Genomic DNA, 14518 nt, shown 5'->3' on the forward strand with positions numbered 1-14518 from the left:
CAGGGGGTGCACAACGGTTGGTGAACAATACCCACGTTATCCACAGGTGTGTGCACAGCTCGGTTTGGCGGGTCGCCGCTCGGTCGCCTAGGTTCGCAATTGATGTCGTGACCATAGCCCGGGGACGCCACGACTCCGTATACCCAGCGCCCACCCCACGGGTTTGCCACCGCGCCTTCATGACTGCGTGTCGGCTCCGCGTGGCGGCCCGAACATGTCGGTGCGCAGGCGTACAACGGGTCATGCACGTCGTTCCGGGCGCGAACAGAGAGGACGGTCGCCCCCATGGCAGTCGTCGACGATCGCGGCCACGATGATCACGGCCCTTCCGACTACCCCGACGCCCCCGGCGAAGATTTCGGCCGCCAGCCACCCCACGACATGGCCGCCGAACAATCCGTCCTCGGCGGCATGCTGCTGTCCAAGGACGCCATCGCCGACGTCGTAGAGGTACTCCGCCCCGGCGACTTCTACCGCCCCGCCCACGACGCCGTCTACGAGGCCATCCTCGACCTCTACGGCCGCGGCGAACCCGCCGACCCGGTCACCGTCTCCGCCACCCTCGACCGCCGAGGCGAACTCAAGCGCATCGGCGGCGCCCCCTACCTGGTCACCCTGACCCAAACGGTCCCCACCGCGGCCAACGCCGGCTACTACGCCGAAATCGTTGCGGAGAAGGCGATCCTGCGCCGCCTGGTCGAAGCCGGCACCCGCATCGTCCAATACGGCTACGCCGGCGCCGATGGCCAAGACGTAGCCGAAGTCGTGGACCGAGCCCAAGCGGAGCTCTACGACGTCACCGAACGCCGCTCCTCCGAAGACTTCGCCCCCCTCACCGACATCCTCCAGCCCACGATGGACGAACTCGACTCCATCGCATCCCGAGGCGGCATCTCCCTAGGCGTACCAACCGGTTTCACCGAACTAGACGAGATCACCAACGGCCTCCACCCCGGCCAGATGATCATCGTCGCGGCCCGACCTGGCGTCGGCAAGGCTCTCGCTCTCGATACGCCACTGCCCACCCCGACCGGCTGGACCACCATGGGTGAGGTCCAGGTCGGTGATGAACTGCTGGACGCACACGGCCGTCCGACCCGCGTGGTCGCGGCGACCGATGTCATGACCGACCGTCCTTGCTACGAGGTCGAATTCTCCGATGGCACTGTGATCGTCGCCGATGCGCAGCATCAATGGCTCACCGAGACGCGAGCTTCACGGCGGTCCGCACAGCAGGCTGCCATCGGATACAACCGGTATCGGAATCAGAAGACCTTCGCCGAAGTCCGCACGACTGCCGACATCGCAGCAACCGTCCACTGCGAAACCGCGGATCGGCGCGTGAACCATTCTGTGGTGAACACTGCGGCGTTGCAGTTGCCCGAACGTGAATTGCTGGTGCCCCCTTACACATTGGGCGCCTGGCTCGGCGATGGCACTTCGGCGTGCGCACAGCTGACCACCGCGGATCCGGAGATCATCCATCGCATCGAGAACGAGGGAATCGTTGCGGTGCACTCGGATTCCGCACCGCTGCGCTACAGCCTCCAGCTTCCGGATGATGTGGCAGTCGAGCCCCGCGATTGCGTCGTTTGCGGTACAGAGTTCATTCCCCACACGAGCGAAGTTCGCACCTGCGGCCGATCTTGCGGTGGCAAGGCCCGTTTCATCTCCGCTCCGGTCCCCGCGCCGACCTGCCCACAGTGCGACGGCCCCTCGATCGGGTTGCGCCTGTGCCAGTCCTGCCGCAATGCCATCGGCACCGTTCAAGCCCGGCTGCGGACCCTCGGTGTGCTCGGTAACAAGCACATCCCGACGGAGTACCTCCGAGCCTCGGAATCGCAGCGCCGCGCTCTGCTGGCGGGGCTGCTCGATACCGACGGCACTGTCACCAAGGGCGGCTCCGTCCAGTTCGCGGTCACCAACCAGCAGTTGGCACGTGACACCGAAGAGCTGATCGTGAGCCTGGGCTACCGCGTTCAGCTGTCGACCAAGCGAGTCCACGGCCGTACGGAGGCGTCCTCCACCGCCTACACCCTCACCTTCGCCACCGAAGACGAAGTCTTCGGCCTCAGCCGAAAAGAACTGCTGCACAAGAAACGCCGCGGCGCGACCAACACCGCCCGCTCCGGTTCCCGCTTCATCATCGACGTCCGCCCGCTCCCCAGCGTCCCGGTCCGTTGTGTAGAAGTGGACAACCCCGACCACCTCTACCTCGCGGGTCGTGCCATGATCCCCACTCACAACTCCACGTTGGGTATGGATTTCATGCGCAGCTGCTCCATCAAGCACGGCATGGCCAGCGTCATCTTCTCTCTCGAAATGAGCCGCACCGAAATCGTCATGCGCCTCCTCTCCGCCGAGGCGAAGATCAAACTGGGCGACATGCGTTCAGGCCGCATGAGCGACGACGACTGGACCAAACTCGCCCGCCGCATGAGTGAAATCTCGGAAGCCCCACTCTTCGTAGACGATTCGCCGAACCTCACCATGATGGAGATCCGGGCAAAGGCCCGCCGCCTCAAGCAGCGGCACGACCTACGCCTGATCGTCGTCGACTACCTCCAGCTGATGAGCTCCGGCAAAAAGGTCGAATCCCGCCAGCAAGAAGTCTCCGAATTCTCCCGAAGCCTCAAACTGATGGCCAAGGAACTCGAAGTCCCGGTAATCGCAATCTCGCAGCTGAACCGTGGTCCGGAACAGCGAACCGACAAGCGCCCCATGGTGTCCGACCTTCGCGAATCGGGCTCGCTAGAACAGGACGCGGACATGGTCATCCTGTTGCACCGACCCGACGCATTCGAGCGGGACGATCCGCGCGGTGGTGAAGCCGACCTCATCCTCGGCAAACACCGAAACGGCCCCACCGCCACCATCACCGTCGCCCACCAGCTCCACTTGAGCCGCTTCGTCGACATGGCCCGCGGCTGATTTTCCGCATGTAGTGTCTCACTGAACATGGCCAAATCTCATTGAACATGGCCACCCGATGGCCAATTGGCCATCGGCAATGAGACAGATTCTTGCTGGCTGGCGCCACTGACTTCGGTTGATGGCGGCGCGCGGATCCCGGGTTTCCAGACTCGGCTGCTCAGGGGTAGACGCAGCCGAGTCAGCTCCCCCGAGCACGGCCACCCGGTCCAACGATGGAGGCGGTCTCCGCAGGAGTTCCGCCGCGATGTCGTCGCGGTCGCCCCGCAAGGGCAACGCCTCGATCAAGCAGGTCGCCAAGGATCTCGAGATCTCCGAAGCCTGCCTGCGCAACTGGCTTAAACAGGCCGACATCACTCCACAGGCGTTCTATAAGTGGAAGAAAATGCCTGCCTCACAGCGTGATTGGGACGATGCCCGTCTGATCGAAGCCCGCCAGTCCATGACGACTCGTCGCTCGCGAGTTCACCGCATCAGCGCTAAATCGGTTGTGGCTCACCGACATCACCGGGCATCGCACCAGTGAAGGAAAGCTCTATCTCTGCGCGATCAAGGACTGCTTCTCCAACCGGATCGTTTGGTTATTCGATCGACGAACGCATGACCGCCGCACTGGCAGTCGCGGCTTTGCGCAACGCGGTCGCGATCCGCTCACCGGCCGGCACGGTGGTCCACTCGGATAGGGTCAGTCAGTTTCGTTCCAGGCGATTCGTTCATACGTTGTCGGCCAATTGATTACGAGACTGGATGGGGTGCGTCGGGGCATGCGGCGACAACGCCGCGATGGAGTCGTTCTTCGCTCTGCTGCAACGCAACGTCCTCGACCGCCGACGCCGACAACGCCGACTCGGCCGCCTGACGCCGATCGAATTTGAGACAATCAATCAGCCCGCACTCACGGCCTGAAACACCACACCCCGCAAGTCAACCGAACTCGGGGCAGTCCCGAACCTCCCAGACGTCTTCATCGAGGATGCCTCGATCATGCTCTGTCCCGGTGGCCATCGCCTGACGCCATTCAAGCAACGCGACCGAAAACCAACCGTCCCCGCCGGCCCGTCCATTCCACTTGGATCATGCTGCCGCCAAGCCGAATTCGATGATGCTCCGAATCAGATCCGCTCCCAAGGTCTCCGCCACACCGACATCACCGCATCACCGAGGGCCGAAATCAGCCCGAAAGTGGTCAGCCAAGCGATCAGCCGATCACCGACCGCGCTTCCACATACCCAGGAAACCGCTCACCCAACGCCACATCGAACGCCGACGCCCGCTCGAAAGAATCGAAAACACTGAACCGACCCGCCCCCAAATACCAACCCATCAACCCAGCCGCATCCGCCACACGATCACTCAATAAACACAAAACAACCGTCGCCCTCAACAGCTCGGAGTCCGGGTTGACCTGATCCACCGACCGCGGCCTCGGATACTTCGCCAGGTCAAGCAGTTTCGTCACATCATCACGCTGCGAAAACCACCCACCAACCGGACCATCCAGACACTCCAGAACCCACTCCACCGCACCAGCCACACTCGACTCATCACGCAAGGCGAACGAACCGTACGGCCCCGCGTTGACGAAGCCGTCGAACCCGGCCAACTCGACCAGACCCAGTTCGGCACCCGGGTCCGCCCAGTCCTTCAACTGCGCGGATTCCGGCAGACCGCCGATCACCTCACCAACCTCGGCCGACACCACACGTGCGTAGGCCGTCATCCCCATCCAATCCCGCAGAGGCTCGGCATAGATATCAATCACCCTGGTCAACAACGGGAACGACGGAACCCGGCCACTGAACCGCAGGTCAGCATCGTCACCACTTCGAGACCGCGAAACCTGAAGACCCCCGGGCAGCAGCCTCGGCGCGAGTTCCACCGACAACAACTGTATGTATCGGCCGACACTAGTGTCGTTCAACATATTCCACCTCTCACGACTTCTCCTATCGTGCTCTACGAAATCGGTTCCCACGGCGCGCGCGGGGTGATCGGTGAAGCAACCGTGCCAAAACTCAACTCCTTGAACAGCAACACCATGTGGACACGATTCCCGAAGAGATCTGGGAGACGGTCCGGGCGCTGCTCACCACCCGAGCCATGTCACACCGGCAGTTCCAATCCGCCATGGGCAGCGAGTTCTGCGGATCAGCGATGTACAAGCGCTCACCCAGTCGTACCCGGTTGGCTCGCGCGGCCGCCATCCTCGACGCTCCCGAACTCGCGATGCTCTGCACCAACGATGTCTTCTGGGATCGGATCACCGATCTTGGTGAGCAAGATGTCTTCTCGGTATCCGTGGCAGGCACCGACAATCTCGTAGCGGACAGTGTTTCGGTGTACGCCGGGGTGTAGGTCAGCCGATGTTGGCGGAGAGGGCGGGGAGCATTCGGTAGGCCTCGTCTTGCCAGTTGTTCCAGGCGTGGATGCCGTATTCCGGGAAGGAGTAGTCGGCGTTGTTTGCGCCGAGGGTCGCCATGCGGACTTGGAAGGCGCGAGTGTTGGCTAGGGCCAACGCCTCTAATGCCATTCCATTGACTGTGCCCATGTTGGGGCCATCCATGGCGGTGGGACGGCCGGAGGCTGCGGCGATGTACAGGCGGGTGTTGTTGGCGATGAGGCTGGGGGCGAAGACGAAAGGGTCCATGCGGAGCCACTGCGGACCCCACGGGGGAGCCATGGAGTCGACGTTGTAGCCGCCGGCGTCGATCATGGCCAGGCGGATGGCTTCTCGCATGCCGGGGGCGGAGATGTTGAGGTAGCCGGAGAAGGCGCCGGCGAAGGAGAAGTGGTCGGGGTGGTAGGCGGCGAGGGTGAGGGCTGCGGAGCCGCCCATGGAGAGGCCGAAGACGCCGTTGCGATAAGGGTTGAAGCCGAGGCGGTCTCGTAGGGCCCAGCGGAGGTCGTTGGTGAGGAAGGATTCCCAGGTGTAGCGGTAGCTTTTGCCGGGGCCGCCGGAGAGGGCGTCGGTGGCGCCGGAGCCGGTATTGGCGGAGCCGGTGCCGGGTGGGATACCGAAGAAGGAGCTGGGGGCGTTCCAGTCGGCGTAGAAGCTGGATTGGCCGCCGACGGGCATGACCACGTTGATATTGGCTCCGGCCATGGCCTCGGCGACATTGGTTTCGATCTCCCAGCCGCTGAGGTCTTCGCGGGCGCGCATGCCGTCGAGGGCGTAGACGACGCGGTTGGTATTGCCGTCGGCGGCGCGCAGAATGCGGGTTTTGATGGGGCCCATGGCGGAGTCGACCCAGAAGTCGAAGGCGGCGGGTTCGAAGGCGGCGGATGCCGTTGCACCGACTCCGGTTACGGACACCACCAGTGGCGCGGCCAGTGCCAGCGCCGAGGCCAGCACGGTGCGCCGGGACAATCCGGCGCGGTTGCCGCTCGAATTCGATCTTCCGCGAATCGATTCCATCGATCCCGATCCTTTCGCTCGTGTGGCCATGCGACCGCAGGGCTATCCGGAACCGGTCCCCGAACCGGGCGAAAAGCGGGCGCGACGACGGGGGCAGTTCCCGTCGTCACGCTCGCTGATGTACCTATCGTCCGGTTCCCCAATTTCGTTGCTGAAAATTAGCGATGATCTTCGAGAAGGAGGCTTCGTCGCAGGTCAGCCCGCAAGAATTCGTTGAAAGTCGTCCGCCGGAACCAGGGTTCGCTATCGCGAAGACCTGCAATGCGCTCGACAGGTCCAGGTGGAGGTTGCGCCGTGCAGCGGCCAGTTCCACCAGGTCCAGCGTGTGGAACTCGCCGAGCGCCCCGACGATCAAGGGAACCGAAGAATAGCGGGCGGCCAGTTCGGCATACCCGCGGAGATCGTCGAGGGTATTGGGCGCGAAGACCCGCTTTGCCCGATTAGCGATCATCGGGCCCGGCGCCGGGGTTACCGTCGATCAATGAGCCGTAGTGGGAGAGGACACGGCCGCATCGTTCGGGCCGGGGTGGTGGTGGCGACGGCCGCCTTGGTCGCGGCGGGCTGTGGGAGCAGCGGGAAGGATCAGACGCCGCAGGCCGCGGGGAGTTGGCCGCCGTCGGGCGGGCGTGGAGCGTGCGCGGTGGACAAGCAGGAGAATGTGCCCGCCACCATGCGGGATGGCACCGTGCTGAAAGCCGATGTGTACAAACCGAAGACGTCGGATCCGGTGCCGGTGATTCTCATGCGCACCCAGTACGGGAAGGCGGCCGCGCAGATCCAGCCGTTCCGGTATCAGACGCCGGACTGGTTCGCTTCGCAGTGCTATCTGGTTGTGGTACAGGACATTCGGGGTCAGGGCCAGTCCGGGGGCACGTTCAGCGAGTTCACCAACGATATGAACGACGGCTACGACTCGGTGGAGTGGGCGGCCGGGCTGGATGGATCCAATGGCAAGGTCGGCATGTACGGCTCGTCGTATGTCGGTGCGACGCAATGGCTTGCGGCTGTCGGCGCGCCACCGCATCTGACCACCATCGTTCCGGCCAATACGGCCTCGGATTACTACGACGGCTGGAATTACGAGGGTGGCGCGTTCCGGCTGGCGTTCGTGGAGCCGTGGGCCATGGAGACCATCGGGGCGAGCGCGGCGGTCAATCGGGGCGACACCGGCACCGCCAAACAACTGGCCGCGGACGGCGCGAATTTCACGCGTTGGCTGGGTTTCCGTCCGTACCAGCAGTTTCCGCCGTTACACCCGGGGGATCCGGCGGTCGCACCGTGGTTCTACGACTGGTTGAAGCATTCCACCCGCGATGACTACTGGAAGCAGTGGAGCATTCGCGACCGGTACGCGAATGTCAAAGTCCCCGTGCTGGATTTCGAGGGCTGGTATGACGCCTTCCTCGCGGGCGGCGTGGAGAACTTCGCGGGCATGGTGGCGAACGGCGGCACCGCCGAGGCGCGGGCCGGGCAGCGGCTGGTGCTGGGCCCCTGGGATCACGTCGGCTGGGGGCGGCCGGGCAGCAATGTGGAGACGCCCATGCTCGCCGCCGCCGGGGAAGCCGGGAACAGTCCGATCAACGATCTCATGCTGGCCTGGTACGACCATTTCCTGAAAGGCAAGGACAACAAGGTTTCCGGCACGCCGATGGTCGACTACTTCCTGATGGGCGCGAACAAGTGGAAGTCCGCGTCGGCCTGGCCGCTGCCGAATACGCGGTGGACCACCTACTACCTGTCGGGCAATGGCGGTAATGCCGCGCAGGGCCGGGTCGGTCAGCTCACCACCGACGCCCCGAAGGATCCGCAACAGCCTGACGGTTACGACTACGACCCGTTGAACCCGGTGCCCAGTGCGGGCGGGCACTCCTGCTGCGGTGCTTCGACCGGTCCGCAGGGCCCGGTGGATCAGTTCGTGGTGGAGCAGCGTTCGGATGTGCTGACCTACACGACCGCGCCGCTGTCCTCGGATACCGAACTCACCGGCCCGATTCGGCTCACATTGTGGGCGGCCTCGACCGCGACCGATACCGATTTCACCGCGAAACTGGTGGCGGTGGCCCCGGACGGCTCCACGGTGAACCTGAACAACGGCATCATTCGCGCCGCGTTCCGGGATTCGCTCGAGCATCCGACGCCGATCGTGCCGGGGCAGCCCTACAAATACACGATCGACATCTGGCCGACGAGCTATCTGGTCCCGGCCGGGTCGAAGATTCGTGTCGAGGTCTCGAGCAGCGATTTCCCGCAGTTCGCACCGAATCCGAATACCGGTGACCCGTTCGGCGCGAATGCGAATACGCAGGTGGCGACGCAGACGATCTATCACGATGCGGCGCATCCGTCGGCGATCGTGTTGCCGATCATTCCGGCGGGCGACGCGGGAAGTTCACGATTCCCGATGGCACACTGACATATTCGCAGCGCAGGATGACCGTGGCCGGGGCCTCCCGAGGATTGTCCGCCCCTGTTCGGGAAGCACCGGCCGCCTACAGACTAATCGGGGCCGGAAGGTGTCCCTACCAGCCGACCCGGTTTAGTGTCGCTGGGTGGGTTTCGAGGTGCGTGTCGATACCGCGGGTGCGGTCGAGATCGTCAGAGCGGCAGCCGGGTTCGGCTGGCGGTGGGGCTCCGGGAATGTGGCCGAATTCTCCCGACTGGTCGGCTGGAGCAGTCCGCAGCCGGTCGGCACCCTCCGCGACGGTCCGGTGTTCTCCCGCACCGGGCTGTCGGTGTGGTGGGACACGGCCATGTTCTGGGGCAGTGAACGCGGTCTCGACCATGTGCGCATCACCATCTCCGATTGCCCGGCCCCCGCCGAGTTCGGCAGCCGGGAACTCCTGGACGCCGCGCTGGCCCGCGTCACGGCCGTGTTCACCGAGCACTGGGGTGAACCCGAGAGCGCCGACGCCGGCCCGTCCGAGGGCGTGGCGTGGCGTTTCGCGAATGTGTTCGCGGGCTTGACCATCGGTGTCGACACCGTGGACCTGCTGCTGGTGAGCCCGACCGCGCAACGGTATTGGATGGACCGCCGCCACGAGGCGGCCCGCCGCCGCGCCGCCGCGGGAGCGTGGATCCGCTTCGCCGAGAACCTGGCCGGGTTTCTGGAAACGCTGCCCGTGGACACGCGACTGGTGCTGACCGTGCCGGGCGGCCGGTTCATCCAGTTCGAGGCCGGGCCCGAACAATTCACCGGCGAGCTGGCCCGCAGCGAATTCATCGACCCGACCTGGCGCTACACCCCGCAGATCGAACAGTCCCTGATCGAGCAGGGCTGGACCCCACCCCGCGAGGCGAACTGGACCCGCACCCTGTCGCGGCGCGCGGGCCCCGCGGCCGTGAGCGGGCTCGCCCTGCACATCGTGGATGCGTTCCGCACGATCGGTGTCGACACCACCACCGCGCTGGTGGCCGACGCCTGGGTGGAGGGCGGTGCGGACCTGGACGTGACGCCCCTGGGCGTCCCGCCGCATCCCACCTCCCGCACTCAGCGCGCGGAATTCCTGCGCCGCCACGCCACCTACGACTTCGACGCCGGACCCCTGCGGGTGGATGTGCCCGCGGGCATCGAGGTCGCGCGCGCGGCCCGCGCCTTCGACTGGACCTGGACGCGCGCCGATCTCGACGCCTTCACCGTGGCGGTGGGCTGGAAACCGGTGCACGACAGCACCGCCGGGGAGCGCACGGTCTGGGTCGACACCGACCTGACGGTGGACGATCCGCGCGCCCGCTTCTGCTTCGACGGGGATCGGCTCGAGGCCGTCTGCCTGACCCTCAGCGACAGCATCGAATCCTTCCTCTACGACGAGGGCCTGCCCGACGAGGTGCGCGAGCAACGCACCGCCGCGCACGCCCGCGCCGTGGACGGCTTCCGCGCCGAATTCGGCCTGCCCCGCTACGGGGTGCTGGGCCAGCTGCACGGACCGGCCTGGCCGGGCGCGGATCTCACCCTGGGGGTGGTCACCGACGCGGACACCGTGGAACTGCATCTGGTGCCCGCGGCCGATCGCGACCGCCGTCTCATCATCGAGCAGCAGCGGGCCGCGCAGCGCGCCCGCGAACGCGAATGGGCGCAGTTCTTCGACGAATTGGCCGGTCTCATCACCGATCTCACCGATGCCGGGCAGCTCACGGTGGACGCCGGGGAGCCGCATCGAGCCCGCATCGACCGCCACGGTGAGCTGTTGCGCCTGGAGCTGGCCAGCGCCACCGCGCGTGCCCTGTCGCCGCGGGTGCTGAAGTTCATGCTGCGCGACGGCTGGCAGCATCCCGATCACCAGTATCCCTTGTGGCGCATAGAGATTCCCCTGCCCGCCCTGCCGCGTGAGCTACGCCGGCTGGCGCGGCTGGCGGTGCTGCCGCTGCGCACGCTGCTGCCGCCGCAGGGTCAGCTGCGGGTGCTGCTGGACGGTTTGGATCAGCCGGTGCGATCGCCGTCCACGGGGTCGATCGGAGGCGTCGCCGCGCCTAAGGTCGAAGAGTGATCGAGACAGAAGACATGGGTGTCACCCGGGCCGCCTACGACGAGGTGGCGGAGCGCTACGCCAACTTCATCCATCGGCAGCTGCTCGCGAATCCCTTCGACCGGGGCATGATCGACGCCTTCGCGCAGCTGGTCGGCGAGAGCGGTACCGGGCCGGTCGCCGATATCGGTTGTGGGCCCGGCCGAGTGACCGCTCATCTCGCCGCGGCCGGATTCGAGGTGTCCGGAATCGACCTGTCGCCGGAGATGATCCGCCTGGCCCGGGCCGAGTTCCCCGACCTGGCCTTCGAGGTGGGCCCGATGGAGCAACTGCCGTTCGCCGACGCCGCGCTGGCGGGGCTGGTGGCCTGGTACTCCATCATTCACATTCCGCCGCAGCGGGTTCCGGATGTGCTGACCGAATTCGCGCGAGTGGTACGGCCCGGCGGACACGTCCTGTTCGGCTTCCAGGCCACCGACGAGCCCACCGGCATCACCGAGTACGACCACAAGGTCGCCCTCGCCTACCGCTGGGCTCCCGTCACCTTCGTGGAGACGTTGGCCGCCAACGGTTTCCGCGCCACTGCCACCCTCAGCCGCGAGGCCCGCGCCGACGAGCGCACCCCGCACGCCAACGTGCTGGCCGTCAGAGTCTGACCGGCTCCGGTTCGCGGGCCGCGCGCTCGTCGAATTCGGTTCGCGCGTCTGCGATTTCGTCCGCATGCCGCAGCGCCCACTGCCCCATGGCGTGGGTGATGTGGCCCAGGTCCGCCCCGAGCTCGGTGAGCGTGTACTCCACTCGGGGCGGGACCGTCGGATACACCGTGCGCCGCACCAGCCCGTCGCGTTCGAGATCGCGCAGCGTGCGGGTCAGCACCTTCTGGGTGATGCCGTCGAGGCGGCGGCGTAATTCGTTGAACCGGATCGGGCCGCCCTCCTTGCGCAGGGTGCCCAGCACCAGCAGCACCCACTTGTCGGCGAGCACCGCGAGCACGTCGCGTGCCGGACAGCGCCGCAGATAGCTGTCGACCAGATTTCCGGATGGCTCCCAGTCAGGGGCAGTATCCATGAGGTACCTCGGGATCAAAAGAGTGCCTTCTTCCCGAAAGATACCAGCTGCGAGCACGATCGACATCGTGACGAACAACAGCATGCGGGCCATTACGCAACGCACCCTCGGCGGCCCGGAAGTACTCGAATCGGTGGAGGTGGCCGTCCCCCGGCCCGGCCCCGGCGAGGTCCTGATCCGAGTGGCCGCGACCTCGATCAATGCGGCGGATTGGAAACTGCGTTCGGGCGCGGTCACCAAACTCGGTCCGCCGCCGTTCACGCTGGGTTTCGACCTGTCGGGCACGGTGACCCGGGCCGGCGCCGAGGTCACCGAATTCGCCCCGGGTGACGAGGTTTTCGGCAATGTCCTCGGCCGCAACGGCGCGTATGCCGACTATGTCGTCGCACCCGCGGATTTCCTCACCCGCAAACCGGCCGCACTCGATCATGCGCATGCCGCCGCCCTGCCGACGGCCGCCCTCACGGCATGGCAGGCCTTGACGGATGTGCGTGCGGGGCAACGGGTTCTGGTGCACGCGGCGGCCGGTGGCGTGGGCCACCTGGCGGTGCAGTTGGCCAAGGCGCGGGGCGCGTACGTGATCGGCACCGCCCGTACGGCCAATCACGAATTCCTGCGCGGTCTCGGCGCGGACGAGCTGATCGATTACACGACAACCGATTTCACCACCGCGATCGAGCCCGTCGACCTCGTCTTCGACCTGGTCGGCGGCGATTACGCGGAGCGGTCACTGCGGGTGCTCGCCCCGCACGGGCGCATGGTCGACGCCCAGGGCGAGGAGCCGCTCGCCGATCCGCGCTATCACCGCCACTACTTCCATCCCTCCGGCGCGGACCTGGGCGAGATCGCCGCCCTGGTCGCGGCCGGGCGGCTGCGCGGCGAGATCGACCGGGTGATGCCGCTGGCCGACGTGGTCGAGGCGCACCGGCTCAGCGAATCCGGCCGGGTGCGCGGCAAGATCGTACTCACCAACCCCTGACCCCCGGCTATCGGGACGCATCCGGCCATCGGGACAGTGCGTGCGCGGCCGGGCCGTTGTGCTTATCGTCGCGGAGAGACCACTTTGCGCAGGGAGTAACGGTGACGGACTGGAACGAAGAAGTCGATGTCCTGGTGGCCGGATCGGGCGGCGGCCTGGCCGGGGCGTACACGGCGGCCCGCGAGGGGCTGACGGTGGCGGTGGTCGAGGCCACCGATAAATTCGGCGGCACCACCTCGTATTCAGGTGGCGGCGGGGTCTGGTTCCCGTGCAATCCGGTGCTGCGGCGCGCGGGCGTGGACGACACCGTCGAGGACGCACTCACCTACTTCCGGGCCGTGGTCGGCGACCGCACCCCGGCCGAGCTGCAGGAGACCTACGTCCGCCGGGGCTCCGATGTCATCGAATACCTGGAGCAGGACGAGGCTTTCGCGTTTCAGATGTTCCCGTGGCCGGACTATTTCGGGAAGGCTCCCAAGGCCCGCACCGACGGCAAGCGGCACATCATCCCGGCCCCGCTCAAGGCCGCCAAGCTGGGCGAACTGAGCGAGTCGGTGCGTGGCCCGCTCGGCACCGACCGGCACGGCGACCCGCAGCCGGACTATCTGATCGGCGGGCGCGCCCTGATCGGCCGGTTCCTGTTGGCGCTGGCCAAGTTCCCGAATGTGGCCCTGCACCTCAACACTGCGCTGGTCGAGCTGGTCACCGAGGACGGTGCGGTCACCGGCGCGATCGTCGAACGCGACGGGCAGCGCGTCGCCATCCGCGCCCGCCGGGGCGTGCTGCTGGCGGCGGGTGGTTTCGAGGGCAACGACGAGCTGCGGCAGCGCTACGGCGTGCCCGGCACGGCCCGGGACACCATGGGGCCGTATGGAAACCAGGGCCTGGCGCACGAGGCGGGCATCGCCGTCGGCGCGGATACCGATCTGATGGATCAGGCGTGGTGGTCACCGGGTCTGATCCACCCGGACGGGCGGGCCGCCTTCGCGCTGTGGTTCACCGGCGGTCTGTTCGTGAACCAGACCGGCGCACGCTTCGTCAACGAGTCCGCGCCCTACGACCGGCTCGGTCGCGACGTCATCGAGCAGCTGAACGACGGGTCGGTGACGCTGCCGTTCTGGATGATCTACGACGACACCGAGGGCATCGTGCCGCCCATCAAGGCCAGCAATGTGCCGATGGTGGAGGCGGAACGCTATGTCGAGGCGGGCCTGTGGAAAACCGCTGACACGCTCGAGGAACTGGCCGCCGAGATCGGTGTCCCCGCCGACACCCTGGCCGCCACCGTGGCCCGCTTCAACGGCTTCGCCGCCGAGGGCGTCGACCCGGACTTCGGTCGCGGCGACGAGGCCTACGACCGCGCCTTCTCCAATGGCGAGCCTCCGCTCACGCCGATCGTGAAGGGCCCCTTCCACGCCGCCGCGTTCGGCATCTCCGATCTGGGCACCAAGGGCGGCCTGCGCACCGACACCGCCGCCCGCGTCCTCGACACCGACGGCAATCCGATCCCGGGCCTGTACGCGGCGGGCAACACCATGGCCGCGGTGAGCGGCACGGTCTACCCCGGCGGCGGCAATCCGATCGGCGCGTCGGTCCTGTTCAGTCACCTCGCCGCACTCGACATGAGCACCCGCTAGCAGCGTCGGAGACCCGTCATGTGAT

At 66.3% G+C, this 14518-nt stretch carries 11 protein-coding genes and 1 pseudogene; 8 read left to right on the forward strand and 4 right to left on the reverse strand.

Annotated elements, in window-relative coordinates; genetic code table 11:
* The first annotated feature begins 285 nt into the window (after window positions 1-285).
* Together dnaB and ACFXHA_RS20430 are read left to right on the forward strand one after the other, a co-directional pair.
* A complete protein-coding gene (dnaB, locus tag ACFXHA_RS20425) occupies window positions 286-2931 on the forward strand; it encodes a replicative DNA helicase (protein WP_379358920.1) in 2646 nt (881 codons plus the stop codon).
* 432 nt (window positions 2932-3363) lie between these two features.
* Window positions 3364-3837: pseudogene (locus ACFXHA_RS20430) on the forward strand (DDE-type integrase/transposase/recombinase); the annotation flags it as partial.
* Window positions 3838-4129: 292 nt separating this feature from the next.
* Here ACFXHA_RS20430 and ACFXHA_RS20435 read toward each other — a convergent pair.
* A complete protein-coding gene (locus ACFXHA_RS20435; RefSeq protein WP_379358922.1) occupies window positions 4130-4810 on the reverse strand; it encodes a hypothetical protein in 681 nt (226 codons plus the stop codon).
* A 161-nt stretch (window positions 4811-4971) separates the two neighbouring features.
* Here ACFXHA_RS20435 and ACFXHA_RS20440 point away from each other — a divergent pair, with 161 nt between their 5' ends.
* Window positions 4972-5286 carry a hypothetical protein gene (locus ACFXHA_RS20440; RefSeq protein WP_379358924.1) on the forward strand — a complete coding sequence of 105 codons (315 nt, stop codon included), beginning with the start codon at window positions 4972-4974 and terminating at the stop codon, window positions 5284-5286.
* A gap of 1 nt (window position 5287) precedes the next feature.
* On the opposite strand, the gene ACFXHA_RS20445 is transcribed toward ACFXHA_RS20440, so the two are convergent.
* Window positions 5288-6346: an alpha/beta hydrolase gene (locus tag ACFXHA_RS20445; protein WP_379358926.1), complete on the reverse strand. Its 1059-nt coding sequence runs from the start codon at window positions 6344-6346 to the stop codon at window positions 5288-5290.
* 124 nt (window positions 6347-6470) lie between these two features.
* Window positions 6471-6797, reverse strand: a complete 327-nt coding sequence (locus tag ACFXHA_RS20450; RefSeq protein ID WP_379358928.1) for a hypothetical protein — start codon at window positions 6795-6797, stop codon at window positions 6471-6473.
* 75 nt (window positions 6798-6872) lie between these two features.
* Here ACFXHA_RS20450 and ACFXHA_RS20455 point away from each other — a divergent pair, with 75 nt between their 5' ends.
* From ACFXHA_RS20455 to ACFXHA_RS20465, 3 genes are all read left to right on the forward strand, one after another.
* Entirely contained in the window at window positions 6873-8759 is a 1887-nt protein-coding gene (locus ACFXHA_RS20455; RefSeq protein ID WP_379359613.1) for a CocE/NonD family hydrolase, read from the forward strand.
* 136 nt (window positions 8760-8895) lie between these two features.
* The gene (locus ACFXHA_RS20460) at window positions 8896-10830 is read left to right on the forward strand and encodes a DUF6301 family protein (protein ID WP_379358930.1); all 1935 of its coding nucleotides are present in this window, start codon (window positions 8896-8898) and stop codon (window positions 10828-10830) included.
* Window positions 10827-11465: a class I SAM-dependent methyltransferase gene (locus ACFXHA_RS20465; RefSeq protein WP_379358932.1), complete on the forward strand. Its 639-nt coding sequence runs from the start codon at window positions 10827-10829 to the stop codon at window positions 11463-11465. The genes ACFXHA_RS20460 and ACFXHA_RS20465 overlap by 4 nt, the downstream gene beginning before the upstream one ends.
* Here the strand turns inward: ACFXHA_RS20465 and ACFXHA_RS20470 are convergent.
* A complete protein-coding gene (locus ACFXHA_RS20470) occupies window positions 11455-11877 on the reverse strand; it encodes a winged helix-turn-helix transcriptional regulator (protein ID WP_379358934.1) in 423 nt (140 codons plus the stop codon). The two genes, ACFXHA_RS20465 and ACFXHA_RS20470, sit on opposite strands and share 11 nt — an antisense overlap.
* Window positions 11878-11944: 67 nt before the next feature.
* On the opposite strand from ACFXHA_RS20470, the gene ACFXHA_RS20475 reads away from it, so the two are divergent.
* Window positions 11945-12856 (forward strand): NADP-dependent oxidoreductase, encoded by a 912-nt coding sequence (locus ACFXHA_RS20475; protein WP_379358936.1) that lies wholly within the window; start codon window positions 11945-11947, stop codon window positions 12854-12856.
* A gap of 101 nt (window positions 12857-12957) precedes the next feature.
* Window positions 12958-14493 carry an FAD-binding protein gene (locus ACFXHA_RS20480; RefSeq protein WP_379358938.1) on the forward strand — a complete coding sequence of 512 codons (1536 nt, stop codon included), beginning with the start codon at window positions 12958-12960 and terminating at the stop codon, window positions 14491-14493.
* Window positions 14494-14518 lie beyond the last annotated feature (25 nt).

Origin of the sequence: Nocardia sp. NPDC059240 (genome assembly GCF_042753865.1) — a bacterium.
GTDB lineage: Bacteria > Actinomycetota > Actinomycetes > Mycobacteriales > Mycobacteriaceae > Nocardia.

What these genes read in the sequence shown, in the direction of transcription:
- dnaB (WP_379358920.1), top strand. Translation starts at nt 286, where the DNA reads ATGGCAGTCGTCGACGATCGCGGCCACGATGATCACGGCCCTTCCGAC.
- ACFXHA_RS20445 (WP_379358926.1), bottom strand. Translation starts at nt 6,346, where the DNA reads ATGGAATCGATTCGCGGAAGATCGAATTCGAGCGGCAACCGCGCCGGA.
- ACFXHA_RS20450 (WP_379358928.1), bottom strand. Translation starts at nt 6,797, where the DNA reads ATGATCGCTAATCGGGCAAAGCGGGTCTTCGCGCCCAATACCCTCGAC.
- ACFXHA_RS20470 (WP_379358934.1), bottom strand. Translation starts at nt 11,877, where the DNA reads ATGGATACTGCCCCTGACTGGGAGCCATCCGGAAATCTGGTCGACAGC.